Below are 23,293 nucleotides of genomic sequence, written 5' to 3'. Positions count from 1 at the left end.
AAACTATGAAAATAAATTATTTACAAAAAGTTACTTCAACAGAAAATTTAGTTCTTGTTCCCGTTTTAGAAACGGATGAAACGGTTCAGTTTTTATCAATAGCCGTTTCAAACGCTGTTTTTTCAGGAAAAAAAGATACCACTTATATCGTGGAAAAGGTAGGTGTAATTTACCTTTTTATTGGCTTGGGAAAAACCCCTGATTTTAGTAGTCTAAAAAAGATTTTTAGAAGAGTCAGCCATCAAAAGGATGCTTTTTTTAAAAGCGAAACATCATTGTTTATCCCCGATTTTTTTAACGATGATTGGACATCAGCAGTCATCAATGGTCTGGTTTTGGGTACGTATCGATTAGGCCACTATAAAAAAGAAAATGTAGTTCATCCATTATTGAATGCAGATTGTGTACTGAATGTTATATCAACCCAGACTAAAGAAAACGCCGTAGAGCGTGGTTTAAAAATTGCCAACGCTCAAGTAGAAACTTTTAATTTAGTTGATTTACCGCCAAATAAAATTACCCCGAAACATTTAGCGAATTGGGCGATTGATACTGGAAATAAATTTGGGTTTGCAGTTGAAGTTTTCGGTCAGCAAAAAGCCAAAGAAATAGGATTAGATGCCTTTGTTTCCGTAGGAAAAGGAAGTGCCAATGAATCCCAATTCATCATCATGGATTATCAACCCAAAAATGCTAAAAAGCACATCGGTTTGGTTGGAAAAGGCATCACGTTCGACACCGGCGGACTCAATATAAAAACGGCCGGAATGGTTCATATGAAATGTGATATGGCGGGTGCTGCAGCGGTTTTGGGAGCGATGCAATTGATTGCCGATTTACAACTTCCTTACCGAGTGACGGCGATTGTTCCGGCTTGTGAAAATTCGGTGGATGCCAATTCATTTTTGCCGAGTGATGTAATTGGAAGCTACAGCGGCCATTCCATCGAAATTATTGATACGGATGCTGAAGGAAGATTGATTTTAGCCGACGGTTTATCCTATTTAATCAAAAATTTCAATCCGGAAACGGTTATTGATTTAGCTACGTTAACCGGAAGCAGCGTGGCGACTTTTGGAAATGAATGTGGAGCTTTGTTTACAAATAATGAATCTTTGTCAAAACAATTACAACAAGCTGGCGATGGAATAGGAGAGCGTTTGTGGCCATTACCGTTGTGGGATGCCTACAAATCGGATATTGAAAGTGAAATTGCCGATGTAAAAAATTATTCAGGTAAACTGGTGGCCGGAGCAATTTCTGCTGCCAAATTTTTAGAATTCTTTACCGAGAATCATAGTTCTTGGGCACATCTAGATATTGCCGGTGTCACTTTCGTGGATGATGAATTTGCCAAAACCAAACACGCTACGGCTTTTGGCGTGCATTTAATTACTAATTTTATTGAAAACCAATAATTTATGGAAAAAAATACCAAAACCTTCATCTGTATTTCCAATTATTTTAAAGGAAATGATTTTTTAATTAATTTGAAGAAATTAGGAAACAAAGTTTTTCTGATTACTTCCGAAAAACTGCGTGACAAACCTTGGGCTTTTGATTCGATTGATGAGATTTTTTATATGCCCGGTCAAGATGTAGATTGGGATTTGGATATGCTTTTGCATGGTGTCGCCGGATTAATGCGGACAGAAAAAGTGGATGCTATTGTGGCTTTAGACGATTTTGATGTAGAAAAAGCAACCTTTTTGCGTGAAAATTTGCGTGTAGACGGAATGGGGCAAACCACCGGTAGGTATTTTCGTGACAAATTGGCCATGCGTGTCAAAGCTCAGGCCGAAGGAGTCCCGGTTCCGGCTTTTAGTGCGTTGTTTAATGATGAATACATCAATCATTTTGCAGATACAGTTTCGCCTCCTTGGGTGTTAAAACCACGTTCAGAAGCTTCTGCATCCGGAATTATGAAAGTGCATACGAAAGAGGAATTATGGGAGAAAATCCATGAATTGGGTGATAATCGTATTAAATATTTAGTGGAACAATTCAAGCCTGGAGCGGTTTATCATTGTGACGGATTGAATTTTAACAGTAAAGTTTTGTTCAGTTTAACTTCGCAATATTTGGCAACACCGATGGAGATTTCGCAAGGTGGCGGTATTTTTAGAAGTGCCAATATTCCGTATAATTCTGCCGATGACAAAGCCATTAAAAAAGTGAATGAACAAGTGATGAAAGCCTTTGGTATGAAGCACGGAGCTACGCACACCGAGTTTATCAAATGCAATGAAGACGGAAAAATTTACTTTTTAGAAACTTCTTCGCGAGTGGGTGGAGCTCACTTAGCCGAAATGGTGGAAGCTGCATCCGGCATTAATTTATGGGGAGAATGGGCAAAAATTGAAGACGCGTTGGTAAGAGGAAAAGAATATAAGGTTCCTTCGCAAAAGAAACAATTTGCAGGAATTGTGTTGACGTTATCTAAATTTGAACAGCCTGATTTAAGTGGATTTAATGATAGCGAAGTATGTTTCCGTGTGCCGTTGGAATACCACGCGGGATTGATTGTCAAGTGTGATAAACACGAACGAGTTCGAGAATTATTGGATGATTATGCAGAGCGATTGGTGAAGGATTTTGCAACTGTGGCTCAACAACAAGCGGTTAAAAAGTTGCATTAAATATTTTTTAGCCACGAATTACACTAATTTCACGAATTATTTGGATTGCTTTTTTTAAAAATTAGTGGAAATTCGTGTGATTCGTGGCAAAAGATAAAACTTCTACAAAAATAGATTTTGACTTTGAAATTTATATTCATTACACCTGACAGGTTTCAAAAACCTGTCAGGTGTAATTAACTAATAGAAAACAATTTTTTAGTAATGAAACTAATTTGCCTTATTTTTTTATTCTTGCTATTTGGATGTAAAAACGAAAAAGTTTTCAATGAAGCTGATTATGATAAAAAGCAGGGTTTAGTTACAGAAACTAAAATAGTATATAAAGCGTTCAGGATTAAAGAATACCATATTCACTATAAAGTACTTATGGATTCAACATTAACATTGTCCAAAAAATATTTTGAAGGAGATTTTATAACAAATGAAAATCAACCGATTGTAGTTTATATCAATAAAAAAGATTCCAACGATTATTTCATTGCTCATAAAGGAATAATTGATAATGATTTGTTATTTAATTATTTAAAAAAGGAAAAAGTTCCATATTACATAAAAAACACAAAAAGAATAAATCTCAAACATTGAAAACCTACCACTCCAAAAACTTCCATAAACACACTTTTTGCCTTTGGAAAGAAGTTTCTCAAACAGATTTTGAGTTGCAAAAATCGCATTTCAAAAGTAAGTCAGGAAGTGAATATTTTTTTACTGAGGATGGTGTTTACCGCAGCTCCAATCATTGGGGAAGAGCTGCTAATTGTCGTTGGCGATTGCTACCATTAACCGACTATAAAAACCAACACACCAAAATAGGTTTTGCTCGCTGGACTGATTTTTTCCCCAATGACGAAACCGCCAACTTGTTCTTTATTCAAGTGGATTTTGAACAGAAAACCATTGATTTTTTTCATAAAGATATGCCGTTTTATGATGGAAAAGCAGCGTTACGAAATGCTTCTGAAACTGCCAAAACGATTAAAACTATCAAACAAATTTTAAATGAAGAAGATTGGGCGAAGTATTTGGAGTATGAGGATTTGGGTATTTTAAGAAAAGAAATTGTGACGAGAATGATTTATGATGGGATGAGTTTTGGAGAGGTGAGGAGGAATTATAATAAATAATTAATATATTTGAAAAGCTTCAATAATTATAATCAAGTTATGAATAAGAATTTATTATTTTTTGAAAAAATGAAATTTAATACAACTATTTAAAATGTTTTCAAGAGCCGGACTAGATGCTATTATGTTGATGATTCTAAAGTTAAATGAAATTATTGAATCATTATTTAGAAAGAAACGTAAATCAGTCTCAATTGAATTAATCGAGTTAGATCATCTATTAAAAAAGAATTATGGTTTTTCTATTATTGCTGTTTCAGAGAATACAATAGTTGATTTAGAAAAGAAACTTGAGTTAGTTGATTTGTATGTGCTAGACAAAATAATTTTTAGTTTTTACAACGTAATCTATTCTGAAAAGGATGATTTAATTATACAAAAATTAAAATCCAACATAAATCTTAAGGAAAGGATTATGGAATTAATATTATTTACAGAAAGTAAATCAAATCATTTTTCGCTTGAAAGAAATAATATAAAAAACTCACTACAACATAATTAATTTATCTCTCAAACATCCCAACCGTTCCACCAACCCAATCTTTATCTTTATTGAATTTCACACCAATCATTTCGCCACGGCTGAGTCGGACTAAATTGGTGACTAAAGTAGGCGAGGGAGCATCTTTTTTCCAAACGGCTAATAAACGAACTTCGGCTTTTACTTTGCCATCCGGTGATTGAATGATGGGAAGATAGTTTACTTTTTTCTGGAGAATGTATAAGTCTTTTTCTGTGACGGCTTCGATGTCTTCTTTTTTGACGTGGAAGATTACGCCGCTTCCGGAGAAGGAAAACAAAGGTTTAAGCACATAGTTTTCTAAATCGGTCGGAATTTCTTTTAAATCGCTTAATAAGGTGGTTTCGATGAAGTATTTTCCTTTTAAATAAGGCAAAATAAATTTACTGATTCGGAAAAACCAATTTGGATGGCCGGCCCATTCTACTTCTAAATCGGCAGAAAAATCAAAGTTGAGTTGCAAATCGGTTCGTAAATCCAATTCGTCAAAAATGACACGGTTGTAGATTCGTTTTACTTCAATTTCAACACCTTTATTATTGGTATAAAATAGTTTTTTTCCTTTTTGAATTAATTCCGTCACACAAACTACCGGAATTCCGATGTCGCGTTTGCAATAGTAGAAATCAATTTTAGTATTTTGCTTTTCAGGTTCAATTTCCAGGAGAATTACATTTTCTTTCGGGTAATTGTTGCAAATCACTTCTTCGATTATTTTCAAATACGATTCGTTATCCAAACCATTTAAATAAGGAGTCAATTCATTCAGAAAAGGGTAGAGGTCAGCAAATTTTTGAGACAAGTGATTCTGAAAATTAAACAACGAAGGAAATCCTTGTACTTCAATAAGCTTCGGAATAACTTTTCCATCTTCTTCACAAATACCAAAATCGATGGCTAAAAAAGTGGTGTGATTGTCTTCGTTTGGAACTTTTCTGTTTAATTCTAATGCTTTGTTTGTTAATTCTTTAAAGTTGTCTTGTTGAATAAAAGCTATCACTTCATTACAGCCTTCTAACAATTGATTTTTAAGTTCATCGGAAATGAAAAAAGGCGTTTCACCAATTCTGAAAGTAGGTCTATAATTAAAATCAGTTGTTATCGAATCGATTAATTGATCGTATTTTTCGGTGGTAAATTGTTCGTTGAATTGTTTTCTGTACGCTGTATTCATATCAAAAATATTTTTAAAAAAGGCACAAAAGAAAATACTAGTGTGCCTTTATTGAAATTTAAAATTATAAAACTTAGTTAGAGAGTATTTTTTTATGTTTTAACAAATCGTTGATGGCGATGCGAAGAAAGTTTGGAATAATTGTTTCATTGGTCAAGTAAATTTTATCTTCTTCCACTAAATATTCCAACATTTTCAAGAATTTAACCCGACCTTTCATCGCAATAATTTTTTCGCGAAAAGCTCTGTTTTTCATGTGAGCTAAAAAACTGATGGGATCAGCTTCGGGATGAAATTGTAATCCGACGATTTCATTAGAAAATCGAATACCCATAATAGCTCGTTCGTATTGAACATGGTCTCTAATTTTTTCTAAGGCGATAATTTCGGCACCCATTTTCTTGAAAAGTTTTAAATGGGGTTGTACTACTTGGTAATCGCGACTATCAATAGAATAGAATGGATTGTTTAAGCCTTCAAACAACGGATCGGTCAAACCATGATTCACTTTGTGCGTTGTCATCACCCCAAAAGAAGTATCTTTTCGTTTATTAATTTCGGCTAAACCAAAGTGTTTGCAAGCCATCTGAAAGGAATGACAAATGAACAACACATGTTTTTTCATTTCGTTTTCCTTATTCCATTTCCAAATCGAATCGATTAAATTATAATAGTTTACATCCCATACACCATCACCTTCCAAAGGATTGCCCGGACCACCGGTTGAAATATAAATATCAAATCTACTGAGCTCCGGAAGTTCATTTTTTCCCCGCACATCAAAGATTTGAAATGAAATCATTTGATTGAATCGGTTAATGATATCGATGATACATCGCATACCTTGGTTAGGTTCGCCGTCATACATATCTAAAACCGCTATTTTGATTTGTGTGTTCATTTGGTAACTATTTTATGATGCAAAGATAACTTATTTAAAAAGAATAGGTTATTTGCAACTTTTTGGTTTGTAACAAACATATTAACACATTTTCTTGCTTTGCAAGAGATTGCTTTGCCAGTTCGCTTTCGCTCGTGTCGTCTTTCGACTTCGCCAGCTTTCAGAATGACAAAAGTGTTGTTAAATTCCTTTCGTAAACTCGCTGGTGATGAAATCCACTACTTTGGTTAAATCCTGTGTTTGTTCAAAAACGGCTAATTGTTTAGCGGCTCCGGTTCCTTCGCGAAGGATGGTATGCACGTAATTAATTTCGTCACGGCTTCCTAATTCATCCACTACATCATCAATAAATTCAAGTAGTTCGAGAATTAAATCTTTGGTAGGCACTTCTTTTTGCAAACCAAAATCAATCATATTTCCTTGCACACCATAACGAGCGGCTCGGAATTTATTTTCTTTAATCAACGCCAATCGGTACACATTAAAACTGGTGTTGGACATGTTTAGTTTATACAACTTTGCAACAATAGCTTGGATAATGGCGACAATACAAATCGTTTCATCCACCGTTAAACTCATATCACAAATACGGAATTCAATTGTGTTGTAAAATGGATGCAAACGTAAATCCCACCAAATTTTTTTCGGATTATCGATACAATTCGTTTTGACTAATGTTTCTAAGAAGTTATCATAGGACTGAACCGAATCAAAATATTCCGGTAAACCGGTACGGGGAAATTTATCAAAAACCTTGGTTCTAAACGATTTGTATCCTGTATTTCTTCCTTCCCAGAAAGGTGAATTGGTGGAAAGCGAAAAAATATGCGGTAAAAAATAACACGCTTGGTTGATTAATTGTAAGCCAACCTCACGGCTTTCGATACCCACGTGGCAATGCATTCCGAATATCAAATTGGAACGAGCAGCATCTTGTAATTCGTTCACAATCATGTGGTAACGAGGATCATCAGTGATGGGTTGATCTTGCCATTTAGAAAATGGATGCGTTCCGGCAGCCCCCACAACCAAACCTTGATTGGCAGCTAATTCAACTATTTTTTTGCGTAAGAAAGTAATTTCCTCGCGGGCTTCTTTTACATTTTTACAAATGTTTGTACCAACTTCTACAACGGATTGGTGCATTTCGGCTTTTACTTGCTCTTGAAGAATGATTTTGGCACCATCAACAATTTTTGACATGTGCGAACGCAAGTCTCTTGTTACGGGATCAATAATCAAGTATTCTTCCTCTACACCGAGTGTGAAAACGGGTAATTCTTTCTTTATAATCATTCGGTTATTCAATTAGTTAATTGAAAATTATTAAAATCGTTTGGCGTCGTTTACAGAACCTTTCATAAAAGTTCCCCAAGTTAGGTTCATTTGACCTTCTTTGTGTTTTTTAGCGTATTCAATGGCCATCTTTGCGGCTTCTTCGACCACCCATTCAAAATTCTCTTTTCCTACGGAAGTCAATTCAGCATCCGGAGCTGGATTTCCAAAATCGATGGCATACGGAATCCCATCTCGCACGGCAAATTCAACCGTATTAAAATCATACCCTAATCCTTTGCAAAGTCGAAGCGTATAATCTTTTACAGTAGCCAATAATTTTTTGTCTGCCGGTGGTCCATCCACCACATAACGCAAATGATGCGGATTACGAGGTTCATAAGGCATAATTTTAACCGCTTTTCCCCCTAAACAATAGACACGAAAATATTGATCAAACACAATTTCTTCTTGCAAGAGCATAACTAATTGTCCGGTTTCACGATGAACTTCCCAGAATTCATCACGGTTTTCTAGTCGGTACACATTTTTCCATCCGCCACCGGCATAGGGTTTCATATAGGCAGGAAACTTTACATAATCAAAAATAGCTTCCCAATTCATTGGATAGGCTAAATTTCTGAATGATTTGCTCGTTGTATCGGTTGGGTGTTCGGCAGAAGGCAAAATTACGGTATTTGGCAACGGAACACCTAAGACATCTGCTAGACAGTTATTGAAAAACTTATCATCGGCACTCCACCAAAATGGATTATTGATAACGGCAGTACCGGTTAACGCGGCATTTTTTAAATAAGCTCTATAAAATGGTACGTCTTGCGAAATTCGGTCAATAATTACCGCATATCCTGAGGCTTTGTTTTGCACGACCTGGTCGATAGAAACGGCTTCGGCTACAATTCCTTTTTCGTTTTTAGAATTTACACGGTCTATAAATGCTTGTGGGAAGGTATCTTCCATTCCAAATAAAATTCCAATCTTTTTCATAGTAAGTACGTTATGTTGTTTAAAAAAATTTAATTCTTGATAAATAGTGCGGAAACATTTCTTTCCACACCGGCCAATCGTGTTCACGATCTTGACGAACATCTAACCAATGCGACACATCGCGATGGGCAAGGACACGGCTGAGTTTTAAATTAGCATCAAAACAAATATCCCAATTAGAAGTTCCTAAAACAATGTCCATGTTCCACAACTCGCGATCGTTTAGTCCGTGTAAATAGTCTTCCGGACTGTTATAAAAGACATTGTCATCATGATGACCATCCATAAAATTTTTGATATTAAATGCTCCGCCCATTGAAAAAATGTGACTAACATAGCCGGGATGACGAAAGGCAAAATTGGCAGCATGGTAACCACCAAAACTGCAACCAGCCACGGCCACTTTTCCCGCATAGGTATTATTTTTTACTTTTTCCACAATTTCATGGCAAATCATTTTATCATACCAAACATGGTTTTGAATACGATGAGTAGGATGAATTTTTTTATTGTAGAAGCTGTCTTTGTCAATACTTTCCGGACAAAAAATTTGAATTAATCCTTGTTCGATGTACCATTTAGCGGAAGCAATGAGGCCTTGGTCTCTATTTTCGTGATAACTTCCCATAGAAGTTGGAAACAATATAACAGGATATCCGGCATGACCAAAAACCAACATTTGAATTTCTCTGCCCAAGTTAGGGGAGTGCCATTTGAAATATTCTTCTCTCATATCATTCGTTTTAACAATAATAATGAAAAAATATTAGAAGTAAAGACAAAAAAATCTGTTTTGATTATTTTTATGATATAGTCTTTAACAATTTAAAAAGGGTGTAAAAAGCTCAAAAAAAGACTTGATTTTGAGGGTTCGATTTAAGTATTTGCAAAAAAAATGTCAACTTTATGTATAGGATTATGGTGTATTGTATTTAAAAGCATACAGAATCAGTTGGTATGGGGTTAGATTTCAATCAAAAAAATTAAAATTCTTAGTTAAAAAGCGTAAATTTATAGTTAAAATTAAAGTCATTTGTAATGAAAAATATACTATTTATAACTGTAATTATTTTTTTTGCGGGATGTTCCACCACCACAACTATTGAAAATAAAAGTCTTATTCCTGAAGCCCCTTTGTTGAAATCAAAAGCAGAAGGTTATTTTAAAGCCATAGGCACAGAACCGTTTTGGAGTTTAGAAATTTCTGAAGAAAAGATTCGTTTTCAAGGAATAGAAGCTGAAAATGAATATATATCACCACACAAAGAACCTATTGGCTCCTCGGATACAAATGTGAAATTATATCGAGTAAAAACAGAAGGTGGTGAAATGGAAGTTTCGATTAATAGGCAAAATTGTTCTGATGGGATGTCTGACTTAAAACATGATTATCAGGTTGATATTAGTTTGAAAAGAGATAATCAAAAAGAAGCGATAAATTATTCCGGATGTGGAAATTATATGGCTGATTATCGATTATTTGATGTATGGCTTTTGGAAGAATTAGAAGGTAAAAAAGTTACGCTAGCTAATTTTTCAAATGAAATTCCAATGTTAGAAATTAATTCTTCTGCAAAGAAATTTTCCGGATATGCTGGTTGTAATCGTATTTCCGGAACAATTTTTCAGGAAAGAGAATTATTACGATTTTCAAGTATTGTTTCCACCAGAATGTCATGTAGTGAGACAAATATGGAAAATATATTTCTAAAAGCTTTGCAAAGCTCAACAGGGTATAAAATCAAAAATAATCGTTTGCATTTAATAAATGCAGACGGTGTAATTGTTGTTTTCAAAAAAATTGATTAAGAGGCTTGCTGTGTATCAAAAAGCAGAATATTACTTTTTAATCGTTCAATCAACATGTTCATCATTCTTTTATTAAGCTTTGATGAATTTTTGATGTAGTCTTGGTATTCATTAATAGTGAATAATCCAATCACCATTCCTTTTAAAGAGTTTCTAAATTTGATGTCTTTTTGGATGGAATTGTCAATAAACTGTAATTTCTTTTCATTGGAATACGAATAAAAATCGTTCTTATGTTTTGAAATATAATTTTTAAAAACATCAACAAACAAATCATTTTGAAGTTTGAGTATAGGGCGGAGGGTTACGTTCTGAAACTTCTCTTCGCTTGAAGATTGTTCGGTTACTACACCCAGAGCTTCACCTCTGTTTTCGATAATATAACGATCTCTTGTAGTCATGTTTTTTATTGGAAAGTTATAAAAAAACCTCTGTCGTAAAACAGAGGTTGATTTATAGTTATTAAGAATCGATTGTTAATTATTTCACTTTGAAAGTTACTCTTCTTACCAATTTTCTTGCTCCAGCAGAATCTTTATCCACCGATGTGTCTTCACCTTTCGAAATTACATTTAATCTTTCTGCAGTAATTCCTGCTTTCATTAAGATGTTTTTTACGTTGGTAGCTCTATCATTGGCCAACTTATTGTTGTATGGTGTATTTCCAATTTCATCAGCAAACCCAATAATATCAACAGAAGCGGAAGGATTGTTCAACAAATAAGTTCTGATAAAATCAATACCTTCTGTAGATACATTAGTTGGTTGTCTTTTGTTAAAGTCGAAATACGTAGCAACATAACCATCATTAATGAATTTCTTCATCATTTCAGATGTTTTTTCGTCTGCGTTGTACGTTTGATTCGTTACATAGGTATTATTTAAGTACTTTTCTAACTCATCCGGAACACCATTTTGGTTGATGTCAACCATTCTACCTTTTGTATCAACAGCTACACCTGCAATAGAGTTTGGTTCAGCATCCAAATAATCCGGCACACCGTCTTGATCACTATCGCTCATGTCATTTTCAATTTGACCTACGCGTTTTTCAAGAGCATTAATCTCCTCTTGTTGTTTGGTTGTGATGGTTGCAAAATCGCCATGAATTTTGTGTGACCCAAATGAATAAGAAAGACCTAACGAAGTTGTATACATACTTCCGGCTAGGTTGTTATTTCCATCTGAGTAAGAACCATCCCAATTAAAGTGTTGTCTAACATTTGATATTAACGTAAAATCAGCTGTTAAAGCTAAATTTTTAGTAACTCTAAATTCTGGTGTAAAACCAACCATGATTCCACCGTTCCACTCGTTACGACCCTCATTGATTCCCATTTGAGGAGTCATTTGAGCAACTTGAACACCACCATGAAACAACATGCCAAATCGACCTAAACTTTCTTGAATATCAAACAAGCGAGCGGCATTAATAACACCTTGAAGTCCAATTCTAATTTGACGCATTTCAAATTCTAAGCTTTCATCACTTAAATTTTGTAAGTTGTCAAAAGCACCATCTAATTTTAAACCAAATTTTGGGCTAAACATATAGCGTACTCCTAAATTAAAGTGATTGAAAGTAAAACTTCCTAATACTTTGTCAGGATTACTTGCATAGTATCCCGGAGAGTAAGGTTTGATACCTTTACTTTGACCAGCTCCTAGTTCAATAGACCATTTATTGTATTCGTCAACTTTTGAAACTTCTGTAGAATCTTGCGCAAAAGTAATTGCACATGTAAAGATTGAAAGGGAAAAAATAAGTAGGTTTTTCTTCATTTTGGTTTTAATTTTATTGAAAATTCAATTTTTTCATCGGTTGCAAAGATAGACTAAAAGTTGATAAAGTCAACTTTTTTGTTAAAAAATGTAAAAAATAATATCTTAATATCAAAGAAGTTAGCTATAAAAGCTATTCTATTTTAAGGTGTAGCAAGGTCTAAATGAAATAATTAAATTACGAAAACCTTTTCGCTAAATGTAAATTAAAATTGAGATTGATGTTTCAATTAATCTTAAATTTGTAATTAATTATTGTTCATATTTTATGAGATTTCACACTAGAAAATGGGTAAAACCCGAAGATTTGAATCCAAATGGAACCTTATTTGGCGGTAGGCTATTAGCTTGGATTGATGAAGAAGTAGCTTTATATTCAATCATTCAGCTGGAAAACGCTAAAGTTGTTACTAAACACATGTCTGAAATAAACTTTAAAAGTTCAGCAAAGCCTGGTGATATTGTAGAAATCGGTATCGATGTAGTAAAATTTGGAAATACATCAATAACACTGTCGTGTGAAGTGCGAAATATAATGACACGAGAGACTATTATTTCTGTTGACACGATAACGATGGTCAACCTGAGTGAAGACGGAAAACCACTAGCACATGGCAAAACACAAATTGAATATATTAAAGATCGACTTGAAAGATAGTGAATTATCTGACCAAGTATTTTCGTTCTACATAAAATGTACCAAATGGAATAATGGAAGCAATACTAATTATTGTAAATAATTTGTAACTCCAATTTAAAGAAAATTTTAGTAATATGGCCAGCACTATGTATGCTATAAATAATATGCCATGTGCCATTCCGATGGTTTTTACATAAATTTCTTGGTCAAAAATGTACTTCATTGGCATAGCAAAAAACAAAAGTGCCAAAAGCGAGATACCTTCTAAAAGGGCTATTTTTTTAAAGAATTCTAGCATATTATAACATTTGATAAATTGCAAATCCATAAACAACAAAACGCATCAATCTTAAAAGTGCAAACAACAAGAAATTCTTAAAATTAAATTTTATCATCCCTGCCGCCATGGCAGCCATTGCAAAAGGAAGTGGCAAAAGAGCACCAACGGCAATTAACAAACCTCCCCATTTTCGCATGTTGGCAATGTGTTTACTCATTTTATTAAACATAAAATTATTAACTGCAGGAATTATTAACATTGCTTTACCCAATAAATAGGATACAACACCACCTAAATAGGACAAAATTGCTAAAAGAGCTAGGTAAAGAATAGGGTAGTCGGTATTTTTTGTCCAAGCAATCCAAATGTCCGGTGGAAGTAAACCCAGAATTGATTCTGAAGCAAAAAATACAGAGAAGATTGTTAAATCACTATAGCGTTGTGTCAACAATGTTAGAGCATCGTTGATATTTATTACATAATAATGCACATAGAATAATGCCCCAACAATTAGAGCAGTAGGCAGAAAAGCACTTTTTAATCCATCACGAATAAATTTGTAAAAACCGGTATAGGTATAATACATGTGAAGTTGCTTCCATCTGTTTTTTTTAATTTTCTCGCGTTGCATGGTTAATGTATATTTGCTTCTGTGATTTTTACTGCAGATTTTTTTGTGCTGAAATACAAAAAGAAAAATCCTAATAAACCGCCAATTAATGACGCTATTAAAATTCCCATTTTTGCTTGTTGAATTAACATTTGGTTTTTAAATGCCAAATTGGCTATAAACAATGACATAGTAAATCCAATGGAGGCTAAAAAACCAACACCAATTAAATGTTTGATAGTCATTCCTTCAGGAAGTGGAGCGATGTTTAACTTAATTAATAGAGATGAAACCCCTACAATACCAATAAATTTACCAACTAATAAACCAAAAATCACACCTAATGCTACAAAACTCATTCCTGAACTTGTAGAATCGGAGGTAATCGTGACTCCAGCATTTGCTAAGGCAAAAATAGGCATAACTACGTAGGTAACAAAAGGGTGCATTCCGTGTTCTAAACGTTGTAGCGGAGTCATTGCTTGTTTAGATAATGTTCGCATGTCTTCTAAAATATGCAGTTGTTCCGGTGTAACAGTTGGAACTCCATTTGGATCCGCATGCTTGAACTTATTTAAATAATCTTTCATTTTTGCTATAAATCCAATTTCATCTACTTTAACGTTTGCCGGTATAGTAAATGCAGCGAGAACTCCCGCAATTGTAGCATGTACTCCAGACATCAAAAACGCCAGCCAAACTCCAGCAACACCCAAGATACCATAGTAAAATGTATTTCGAACTCCTAATAAATTTGAGGCGATAAGCAAAAGCATAAAAACTGAACCTACGATCAAACTTGAGAATGAAATGTCAGATGTGTAAAAAAACGCAATTACAAGAACTGCTCCTAAATCATCAGCTATGGCTAACACCGTTAAAAAGACTTTCAACGAGACCGGAACTCTTTTGCCTAATAAAAATAAAACACCCAAAGCAAAAGCAATATCAGTTGCCATGGGAATTCCCCAGCCACTGTGAGCTTCACCGGTTGGATTAAATAATAGGTAAATGACGGCAGGAAAAAACATACCACCAAAGCCAGCGACTATTGGTAATATAGCTTTCCTGGGATTAGATAATTCACCACCAATAATTTCACGTTTCAATTCCAAACCCACTACAAAGAAAAAAACAGCCATCAATCCGTCATTTATCCAATGGTGTAGTGTTTTGTCTAACATAAAATTACTATCAATACCAAAACTTATTTTATGTTCCCAAATGTTGTGATAAGCATCTTTCCATGGAGAATTTGCTAATATTAAAGCAATAACGGCGGACAGAAATAAAACTATTCCTCCTGTAGTTGATTTTCCAATAAAACGATTTACCGGATCAATAACCCATCTATCAATAGGAGTGATTTTTATTTTATACTTCATATTCTTTCTAAAGGCTTTCTGAAAAGGAGTGTAAAATTAAGAATATTCATTGAATTGGAATCTCCTGACAATTATTATTACTTAATTTTGTGTAAAATTTAACCTTTAGACTTTAATTTATTAAGTTTTTTAAAATTAATCTGCCTTAAATGGAATAGTGGGACTTTATCTGCTTATTTTTGCAAAAATTGATTATTTAAATTTTAGAAATGTCAAAAAAAGATATACTACTTGAAATTGAGGAGAAAAAAAAGCTTTATAGCTATCAATTAGGTGATATAGATTTGATTTTTGATAAAATTGAAACTGCTCCTCACAACTATCATTTGCTTTATCAATTGCCCACAGGAGGAGGAAAAACCGTTATATTTTCTGAAATAACCAGACGCTATCTTGAAAAATATGATAAAAAAGTTGTGGTTTTAACGCATCGAATTGAATTGTGCAAACAAACCTCTAAAATGCTGAAAGGCTTTGATGTCAAAAATAAAATCATCAACAGTATTGTTAAAGAATTACCCGATCAAAGTGAATACTCGTGTTTTGTAGCGATGGTTGAAACACTCAAGAATCGTTTGAATGATGAAAAATTACTTATTGATAATGTTGGGTTATTAATTATCGATGAAGCTCATTTTAATTCCTTTCGAAAACTATTTCACGCATTTAAAAATACGTTTTTTCTTGGTGTGACGGCCACGCCCTTAAGTTCAAATATTAAGCTTCCGATGAATGAAAATTATCAGGAACTTATTGTTGGAAATAGTATTGGTTCATTAATTGACAAGGGTTACCTAGCCAAAGCAACAACCTATAGTTATGACGTTGGTTTAACTTCACTAAAGATCGGTATAAATGGTGATTATACGGTAAAATCATCAGACGAACTCTATACCAATATGGCGATGCAGGAGAAATTGATTCATGCCTACACCGCTCATTGTCTTGGTAAAAAAACGCTAATTTTTAATAATGGAATTATCACTTCATTGGGTGTTTTAGATGTTTTTAAAGAAGCAGGATTCAAGAACATCAAACATTTGGATAATACGAATTCAAACGAGGAACGAAAAGATATTTTAAAATGGTTTAAAGAAACACCCAATGCAATTTTAACCTCCGTTGGAATTCTAACGACAGGTTTTGATGAACCTACCGTTGAATCAATTATTCTTAATCGTGCTACAAAATCGCTCACATTGTATTTTCAGATGATCGGTCGAGGTTCGCGAAAACTGCCCAATAAAGATGATTTTACAATCATCGATTTGGGAAACAATGCTGCCCGATTTGGACTATGGACTGATAAACTGGATTGGCAGCATATTTTTAAATACCCGGAACAATACATTCACAATCTAAAAGGTGATGCAGAAATTGAATTAAATTTCTTTTATAATATGCCGGCTGAGCTCAGAGCTAAATTTAGCAAAACGGCGGATATTGACTTTGATGTAGAGTCAGAATATCGAATTGCTTTGGCTAATAATTTACGTCCAAAAGTAGTGGTTGAAAAATCAATTAACCACCATGCTTCCATGTGTGTTGATAATACAGAAACGTTGGTTGAAGCTAAGCTTTTAGCCAAAGAATTAGCCGATGATATTGAAAGTAGAGTAAGACATTTTGCCAATTGTTTGAGCCACTCTACAAAAAACTATAAAGAATGGTTAATTGAAGATTACAAAACACGACTTTCAGTTGCAATTGGTCGAAAATTTAGAGAAAAACTCTTTTCTGAAGAATAATTCTTACTTTTTTACTTGTTAAATTCTTTCTTAATTTTATTTAGAAGTAAATTTATTTTGCCGTTAATCGGCAATATAAGTTACTCATCTAGAGCACTATGCATTTCGTCGACAAAATCAGTGTTTTCAACAGATTTCAACGTATTTATTTTGTGCTATTTAGATTTAATTCTACCTTTGAATAGTATTTTAACCACGTAAAGTCTATTAATTATTTGTTAATATACTTTACAAAAAGTTAAAAAACTTTTTTGAAGTCGTCTCCAAAAGCCGGCATTCCAAAAAATACCACAGAACCACCCTAAGATTGTTAAAGTGCACCAAATTGTCTGGTTCTGCAAAGGCAGATTCATTGACGAGAGGAATCTTATTATCTAAATGTTATGAACAAAAAGCACGATGTAATGTTGATTTTAGAAGGGACTTATCCTTTCAACGGCGGTGGCGTTTCTACTTGGGCACACATGCTTTGTAATGAAGTGAAAAATTCAAATTTTACGCTTTATTCTATTAACGCTGAATTTGAGTCCAAATCTAAATACAAATTAAGCGAAAACGTTAAAAGCCTTATTCAAGTTCCATTATGGTCACCAATGGAACCACAAGAGATGATTGATTATGGCAAAAAATACTATAAAATTATTTCTCAAAAAGAGAAAAACGATATAGATAAAATCAATCAGGTTTTTATTCCTATTTTTCAAGATTTACTCAGACATATTTTCTCCGATAATAGAGATGTTCGGGCTTTTGACGGAACCATCCAAAAAATGTGGCGTTATTTTCAAAAGCACGATTACAAAAAAACGATGAAAAGCGAGCCTGTTTGGCGGACATTTTGTTACATGGTTTCTGATTTGAATTCAGAGCAAGAAAATGAAAAAGTATTTTTGTATGATTTAACTTCAGGTATGCGATGGATTTACCGTTTTCTGATTCCATTATCTGTTGATGTGCCAAGAGTTGACGTTTCTCATCTAACATTGTCAGGTTTCCCAGTCATTCCTGCTTTGGTTTTAAAATATAAATATGGAACGCCAATGATTGTAACCGAGCATGGTGTTTTTATTCGTGAGCGTTTGTTGGCAATCAATTCATCAGAATATTCGTTTTTCCTCAAAAAGATGTTAATTAAATTTTCTGAATGTGTTACTGAATTGGTTTATTACAAAGCGGACAGAATCTTGTCTGTTAATAAATTCAATATTAAGTGGGAAAAATTATATGGAGCCGACCCTGAAAAAATTGAAATTATATATAACGGAATAGATCACAACCTATTTAAACCAGCACCAAAACCGGAACATTTAAAAGATATTCCAACAGTGGTGGCTGCTGCTCGTATTTTTGATTTGAAAGATATAGTTACGATGATAAAATCGTGCGAAGTAGCCAAACGCCAAATTCCGAATATTCAATATCTGGTTTATGGAGACAACAATGCTGTTCCTGAATATACTGCAGAATGTGAACGTTTGATCGAAGAATTAGATTTGAGAGATAACTTCAAATTAGCTGGTTATCATGAAAATCCAAGTGAATTGTTTTGTGAAGGAGATATATCAATACTAACCTCTATATCTGAAGGTTTTCCTTATACAGTATTAGAATCAATGAGTTGTGGAATTCCTGTTATTGCAACGGATGTTGGAGGAGTGACAGAAGCTTTAGATAACTCTTGCGGTTACATTTGTAAACCAAAAGATGCCGAAGATATCGGAAATAGGGTAGTGGAGCTTCTTAAAAACCAAGCATTAAGAGAGCAAATGGGCATTAATGCCAGAAAAAAAGTAATAGACAATTTTACCATTGGAAAATTTATCAACGCGTATGAAGAAGTCTATGAAAGAGTCATTACTCGTGAAGTTAAAGAAGTACAAATGCCAATACTAATTGAATCTTTCAATGAAATAGAAACAGTAAAAGCCTCCTAAAAACCCACCCAAATTTACGCCAAAACCCAAACCTAACCAAAAAATAGAATGTATGTGTTCTACTAATGCAAAATGGAAAAGCATAGTGAAAATATAAAAGTATTAATCAATAATGTAAAAGATAAAATAGGCAAACCGGTTAGCAGCAGAGTTGTAGCCGCTACTATAGAATCTTTTGGTATTAGAGATATTGATACAGAAACTGATTATGGTGTTTCAGACATTCAAGATTTAGCAAATTATGTTTACAGACAACTAACAACGTCTTTGGAACATAAAGAAAGTTTGAATGTCAAACAACGCGAATACTTGGAGACTAATCCTGAGACAATTCAGCTTTCTGACTACATGGTCGTAAAAGCAAAAATCTTTGCACAGTATTATCCTTTGGGTATTTTTCATCTTCTTCCGGTTTTCCTTCAAATTGCAGCTATCGTTGTTTTTGGTTATTCGTTGTGGACACATGTAAATTTTAATCACTTGCAATCCACAGCAGTTGTATTGGGTGTAATTATTGGGATTGTTTCCACTGGCGGTTTTGTTCAAGTTATTGGTAGACAAGCGTCATTTTATTGGAACTACCTTGACTATTCGATGACTAAAAAAACAATTGATTACCTCTTAAAATTAGGAATCAAAACACTGTTTATAGTTTTTGCAGTAATACTTTTTGTTAATTCCTTCATTCATATTTACCCCTACAAAGTATTTTTTATCATATTTGCTTATGCTTTTTTAATTGGTCTTTTGCTTTTAGTTTTAGCACCATTACACACAATCAGACAACGATGGATGATAACTATTGCTGTTATTTTAGGGACAATGGTAACCGTGCTGTTAAACAAATATTCGTCGCTTTCGATTTATTACACGCATTGGTTTGGAATTAGTGTTGCTATCATTTCTGCCAAAACGTATTTGTATTTTTTCTTTAGAAATTTATTAAAAAAACATCCGCCAAAAGCTGAATTAAATATCAAAACATCCGTGTTTATTTATCAAAATCACCGGTATTTTTTATACGGAATTTGCATTTACCTTTTTATATTTATCGATAGAATCTTGGCATGGTCCACTACGGCAGAAGGTCAACTTCCATTTATGGTATATTTTGAAAAAGATTATGAACTTGGCATGGATATGGCAATTTTGGTTTTTTTATTGCTTTCCGGTGTGTTAGAATTTAGTATTGCTTCATTCACTCGCTTTTTAGATATCACCCAAAAGTTAGTTCAATTTGAAAATTCTAAACTTTTTAATAAAGAATTACATAAAATATATTGGCAAAATATACTTATTCTACTCATAACAGCAGCGGTTATTTTTGTAATTATCTACCAATTGATGTTCGCTTCTTGGGGATACAAAGGACAGTTTCATGAGGAACTAGAAGATTTAAGTGTAAAAGTCACTATTTTTGGAGGTATAGGTTACTTCTTTTTAGCTTGGGGAATGCTCAATACATTATATTTGTTTACTTTAGGTCAAACAGAACAACCACTTAAAGGTATTATTTATGCAATGGTTATTAACCTTACCATTGGTTTTATTCTCAGTCGGTTTGTGAGTTTTGAATACAGCGTAGTGGGCATGTTGGCGGGAGCACTATTTTTTATGTTCTACACATTAAAACACATTTTTCGTTTTTTTAAAAAATTAGATTATCATTATTATGCGTCGTTTTAATTTGTTTTTATGGCTTTTGCCGTCGCTACTTTCTGCACCTGTTTTCAGTAATTCTGTAAACAAGAGCACTGTATTGGTGTGCTATGGCAAATTAGACCCCGTTAAAATTAAAGGCTATAATTACGTCATATTAGAAGAAAAAAACTTTAAGAAAGAAGAAATATCCTTACTTAAAAAGAATAATAAGAATGTTTTAGCCTACATTAGTTTAGGTGAAGTAAATAGTAATGCAATCCATTATAATTTACTAAAAAACAGAACATTAGGAAAAAACAATAATTGGAATAGTTATTATTTAAACTTAAAAGACAAATCAACACCCGTTGTTTTAATGTCATTAATAAAAAAAGTGTTAGACAAAGGATTTGATGGATTATTTCTAGACAATATAGATAATTTTTCCTCTTTCGGACCTCAATTTTCACAACGAAATGATTTGATTGAATTAATCAAGAGAATAAAAAAAACATATCCTAATCATACTTTGGTTCAAAATTCAGGCTTAGAATTAATTCCTGATACCAAGAACTTTATAGATTCCATCTTGTTTGAATCGGTAGCAACAGATTTCAGCTTCATCGATAACTTGTACAAACTTCGCGAAAACAGTGATTTTTTGGAACGATTAAAGAATATTAAAAAATTAAGCACTACCTATAAAATACCTGTTTTACTTATAGAGTATGCAGACAACAAGCTGCTTTATGATCAGATCATTAAACGATTATCTTCAACCAACTTCGAGTATTTTATCGGTAAAATAGATTTACAAGCTATTCCCGATTTCTCAAAATAAACATGATACTTTCCAGCTCCATATTAATAGGATTCATTCGGCTCGTTTTCTTGCTTATGTTTTTATACTACTGCAACAACAAGTTGGTTAAGCGTGAATACAGTCATAACTTATTGCAATTTATTGTTAATGAGTGGTTTAAATACGGTAGCTTATCGTTAGTCATCATTTTTGTACTGATTCAATGTAGTGTTTACAGCTTAATTAATTATGTTTTAATCATGTTATTTATCATAGTAGTTGATGTGATTGGAATTAAAAATTTTAAAAACCCCGTACGCTTTTTCAAAGAAATATCAAAGATTCGTTTTTTTGAATTTTTAAAAGATAATGAAAACAAAAAACCACTACGAGATCTCGTTCAATTAGAAAAACCTAAAAAGTTAATAGACGATAGAGTCTTTATTTTTTATGCAACATTAGTTTTAATTGTGTCAGCTTTTGTTGGTAGGTATTTCTTTTACAGTTACGACACCTACCTACTTTCTGATTTATGGATAGCCAATTTGAATGAAGTACTGCTTTTTGATGAAGACATTTGGTTCAATGGCACCGTTTCTGTAGAAGGTGAACTCGCAATTAGCAATTTATATTCTAAACTAGTTGACGTGAGTCCCGAGGTTGGTTTGCAAAGTTTAGCAATATTAGAAGATATATTATTGAGTCTTATTGTGTTTTGGACAATACGTAAAATCACGCCGTCCCGAATTTTAGCTCCGATGATTGCTTTTCTTACCTATGTTTTTTTGTATACCTTTTCACCAATTGAAATTCATTATTTACTCCAAAACGAACCGGTTTTAATGGCGTTAACCTTTGCTATTCCTTGTATGGTTTATATTTTGAAACCAGATGTAATTAATTTTAAAAAGACCAATTTCTTTAGCAGTTTAGTAATCTGTTTTTTTTCCATTGGATTAATCGATTTGTTTACCTTATTAATTTTAATTCCTCCATTTTTTGTAATTGCATTAGTGTTTGTAAATAAAAACTTTCTTTCTTATAAGTGGATTGCTCTTGCTGCTTATCTAACAGGCACAGCTTCTGTTTTGGTAACCTACTACTTCATCTGTGAATTTTATCAAAATGATTTTTTAATATTCTTGCAATCAAGTTTGATTTCGGTCACTTCATTTACCTATATGCCAAATTTGATTATTCCGTTTGATGAATTACTGAAGTACTATCAATATGGTTCATTATTCAGTATTGTCATTTTACCTTTTTTAATTTGGTTTAAAAAAGAACAATGGAGACCATCGCTAGTTTTTATGCTTTATTTTAATCTTTTAGTTACACTAAGTTTTCTAAAAGTGGAGTGGATTGATTCCGATTTGTTGCGGTTAGCACTTTCAGTTTTTATTCCAATTTGTTTCGGAATTACAACTGCTGTTTTGTTACGAATACTATTTCCGCTCTATAAAAAAGTGATTCGCTTCAAAATGCCAATTGCTGTGGCCGTTTCATTGTTAGCCTTTGGCGGAATAATTTACTCCCAAATAAAGCCATTAAGCGATATAAAGACCTCAGACAAAACACCTCGAATGGTTTTAGATGCTTATGATAAAATCCTACATGAATTTTTCCCTCATAGTTATGCTGTTGTAAATGACAATATTGCTCAAACGATGAGTATTAATAAACATTTCTTTATTAACTACGAAGATTTTTTATTCAGTTACTTAGAAAGTGATTCAATTTATCATCACAATAGAAAGAAACCCAAATTCTTTGTTGAAAATCCTCAATATGTAATTCCCAAAAGCGTTTTAGTTTTTGTATATCATGACAATACGGAAACCGAAAATCATTTTGCTGATCAAAATCAATTAGAACCCCTTTTAAAAGAACACATCAACACACTTGAAAAAAGAGGAAGAACAGTCTCTTTGTATTATGAAAGCCCTTACGTTAACGTGTACGAAATTGTAAACGAACCCAAATCAAGTAAGATTGATGACCTAATCTATTAAGTATGA

The 23,293-nt window shown here is 33.3% G+C and carries 22 protein-coding genes; 12 read left to right on the top strand and 10 right to left on the bottom strand.

Annotated elements, in window-relative coordinates:
- Window positions 1-5: 5 nt before the first annotated feature.
- The 5 genes from B0I10_RS06405 (at window position 6) to B0I10_RS06385 (ending at window position 4,268) form a co-directional block, all read left to right on the top strand.
- Window positions 6-1,418, top strand: coding sequence for a leucyl aminopeptidase family protein (locus B0I10_RS06405; RefSeq protein WP_112085679.1), 1,413 nt, complete (start codon window positions 6-8; stop codon window positions 1,416-1,418).
- A gap of 3 nt (window positions 1,419-1,421) precedes the next feature.
- A complete protein-coding gene (locus B0I10_RS06400) occupies window positions 1,422-2,639 on the top strand; it encodes an ATP-grasp domain-containing protein (RefSeq protein ID WP_112085678.1) in 1,218 nt (405 codons plus the stop codon).
- A 204-nt stretch (window positions 2,640-2,843) separates the two neighbouring features.
- A complete protein-coding gene (locus B0I10_RS06395) occupies window positions 2,844-3,227 on the top strand; it encodes a hypothetical protein (protein WP_112085677.1) in 384 nt (127 codons plus the stop codon).
- Complete coding sequence (locus B0I10_RS06390) at window positions 3,224-3,766, top strand: hypothetical protein (protein ID WP_112085676.1); 543 nt, start codon at window positions 3,224-3,226, stop codon at window positions 3,764-3,766. Before B0I10_RS06395 ends, B0I10_RS06390 begins: the two co-directional genes overlap by 4 nt.
- Window positions 3,767-3,860: 94 nt before the next feature.
- Window positions 3,861-4,268: a hypothetical protein gene (locus tag B0I10_RS06385; protein ID WP_112085675.1), complete on the top strand. Its 408-nt coding sequence runs from the start codon at window positions 3,861-3,863 to the stop codon at window positions 4,266-4,268.
- A gap of 1 nt (window position 4,269) precedes the next feature.
- Here the strand turns inward: B0I10_RS06385 and B0I10_RS06380 are convergent, their stop codons facing one another.
- The 5 genes from B0I10_RS06380 to B0I10_RS06360 all read right to left on the bottom strand — a co-directional run bounded on the left by B0I10_RS06380 (window position 4,270) and on the right by B0I10_RS06360 (window position 9,377).
- Window positions 4,270-5,460, bottom strand: coding sequence for a hypothetical protein (locus B0I10_RS06380; protein WP_112085674.1), 1,191 nt, complete (start codon window positions 5,458-5,460; stop codon window positions 4,270-4,272).
- Between the two features lie 73 nt (window positions 5,461-5,533).
- Window positions 5,534-6,361, bottom strand: coding sequence for a type 1 glutamine amidotransferase (locus B0I10_RS06375; RefSeq protein WP_112085673.1), 828 nt, complete (start codon window positions 6,359-6,361; stop codon window positions 5,534-5,536).
- Between the two features lie 180 nt (window positions 6,362-6,541).
- Window positions 6,542-7,657: a carboxylate-amine ligase gene (locus B0I10_RS06370; RefSeq protein ID WP_112085672.1), complete on the bottom strand. Its 1,116-nt coding sequence runs from the start codon at window positions 7,655-7,657 to the stop codon at window positions 6,542-6,544.
- A 30-nt stretch (window positions 7,658-7,687) separates the two neighbouring features.
- Window positions 7,688-8,644, bottom strand: a complete 957-nt coding sequence (locus tag B0I10_RS06365) for an ATP-grasp domain-containing protein (RefSeq protein WP_112085671.1) — start codon at window positions 8,642-8,644, stop codon at window positions 7,688-7,690.
- Between the two features lie 19 nt (window positions 8,645-8,663).
- A complete protein-coding gene (locus tag B0I10_RS06360) occupies window positions 8,664-9,377 on the bottom strand; it encodes an alpha/beta hydrolase-fold protein (protein WP_112085670.1) in 714 nt (237 codons plus the stop codon).
- Window positions 9,378-9,682: 305 nt separating this feature from the next.
- On the opposite strand from B0I10_RS06360, the gene B0I10_RS06355 reads away from it, so the two are divergent.
- Window positions 9,683-10,453 (top strand): META domain-containing protein, encoded by a 771-nt coding sequence (locus B0I10_RS06355; protein ID WP_112085669.1) that lies wholly within the window; start codon window positions 9,683-9,685, stop codon window positions 10,451-10,453.
- Here the strand turns inward: B0I10_RS06355 and B0I10_RS06350 are convergent.
- Window positions 10,450-10,854 (bottom strand): glyoxalase, encoded by a 405-nt coding sequence (locus tag B0I10_RS06350; protein ID WP_112085668.1) that lies wholly within the window; start codon window positions 10,852-10,854, stop codon window positions 10,450-10,452. The two genes, B0I10_RS06355 and B0I10_RS06350, sit on opposite strands and share 4 nt — an antisense overlap.
- Window positions 10,855-10,933: 79 nt before the next feature.
- On the bottom strand, window positions 10,934-12,235 hold the full coding sequence (locus B0I10_RS06345; RefSeq protein WP_112085667.1) for an OmpA family protein: 1,302 nt from the start codon (window positions 12,233-12,235) through the stop codon (window positions 10,934-10,936).
- Window positions 12,236-12,503: 268 nt separating this feature from the next.
- Here B0I10_RS06345 and B0I10_RS06340 point away from each other — a divergent pair, with 268 nt between their 5' ends.
- Complete coding sequence (locus tag B0I10_RS06340) at window positions 12,504-12,893, top strand: acyl-CoA thioesterase (protein ID WP_112085666.1); 390 nt, start codon at window positions 12,504-12,506, stop codon at window positions 12,891-12,893.
- 4 nt (window positions 12,894-12,897) lie between these two features.
- Here B0I10_RS06340 and B0I10_RS06335 read toward each other — a convergent pair whose 3' ends face one another.
- The 3 genes from B0I10_RS06335 to nhaA are packed head-to-tail and all read right to left on the bottom strand — an operon-like array spanning window position 12,898 to window position 15,150.
- Window positions 12,898-13,173 carry a DUF3817 domain-containing protein gene (locus B0I10_RS06335; protein WP_112085828.1) on the bottom strand — a complete coding sequence of 92 codons (276 nt, stop codon included), beginning with the start codon at window positions 13,171-13,173 and terminating at the stop codon, window positions 12,898-12,900.
- A 1-nt stretch (window position 13,174) separates the two neighbouring features.
- Complete coding sequence (locus B0I10_RS06330; RefSeq protein WP_112085665.1) at window positions 13,175-13,786, bottom strand: YqaA family protein; 612 nt, start codon at window positions 13,784-13,786, stop codon at window positions 13,175-13,177.
- 2 nt (window positions 13,787-13,788) lie between these two features.
- Window positions 13,789-15,150 carry a Na+/H+ antiporter NhaA gene (gene nhaA / locus B0I10_RS06325; protein WP_112085664.1) on the bottom strand — a complete coding sequence of 454 codons (1,362 nt, stop codon included), beginning with the start codon at window positions 15,148-15,150 and terminating at the stop codon, window positions 13,789-13,791.
- A 209-nt stretch (window positions 15,151-15,359) separates the two neighbouring features.
- Here nhaA and B0I10_RS06320 point away from each other — a divergent pair, with 209 nt between their 5' ends.
- The 5 genes from B0I10_RS06320 (at window position 15,360) to B0I10_RS06300 (ending at window position 23,287) form a co-directional block, all read left to right on the top strand.
- Window positions 15,360-16,898, top strand: a complete 1,539-nt coding sequence (locus B0I10_RS06320) for a DEAD/DEAH box helicase (protein ID WP_112085663.1) — start codon at window positions 15,360-15,362, stop codon at window positions 16,896-16,898.
- 383 nt (window positions 16,899-17,281) lie between these two features.
- Entirely contained in the window at window positions 17,282-18,832 is a 1,551-nt protein-coding gene (gene pelF / locus B0I10_RS06315) for a GT4 family glycosyltransferase PelF (RefSeq protein WP_112085662.1), read from the top strand.
- Between the two features lie 72 nt (window positions 18,833-18,904).
- A complete protein-coding gene (locus B0I10_RS06310; protein WP_112085661.1) occupies window positions 18,905-20,518 on the top strand; it encodes a hypothetical protein in 1,614 nt (537 codons plus the stop codon).
- Window positions 20,505-21,314, top strand: coding sequence for an endo alpha-1,4 polygalactosaminidase (locus tag B0I10_RS06305; RefSeq protein WP_112085660.1), 810 nt, complete (start codon window positions 20,505-20,507; stop codon window positions 21,312-21,314). Before B0I10_RS06310 ends, B0I10_RS06305 begins: the two co-directional genes overlap by 14 nt.
- Window positions 21,315-21,535: 221 nt before the next feature.
- On the top strand, window positions 21,536-23,287 hold the full coding sequence (locus B0I10_RS06300; protein ID WP_112085659.1) for a hypothetical protein: 1,752 nt from the start codon (window positions 21,536-21,538) through the stop codon (window positions 23,285-23,287).
- Window positions 23,288-23,293: the final 6 nt, after the last annotated feature.

It is taken from the genome of Flavobacterium lacus, from assembly GCF_003268815.1.
Classification (GTDB): domain Bacteria; phylum Bacteroidota; class Bacteroidia; order Flavobacteriales; family Flavobacteriaceae; genus Flavobacterium; species Flavobacterium lacus.
The sequence above is the reverse complement of the archived record's forward strand: the minus strand, read 5'-3'. Positions and strand labels throughout refer to the sequence as shown.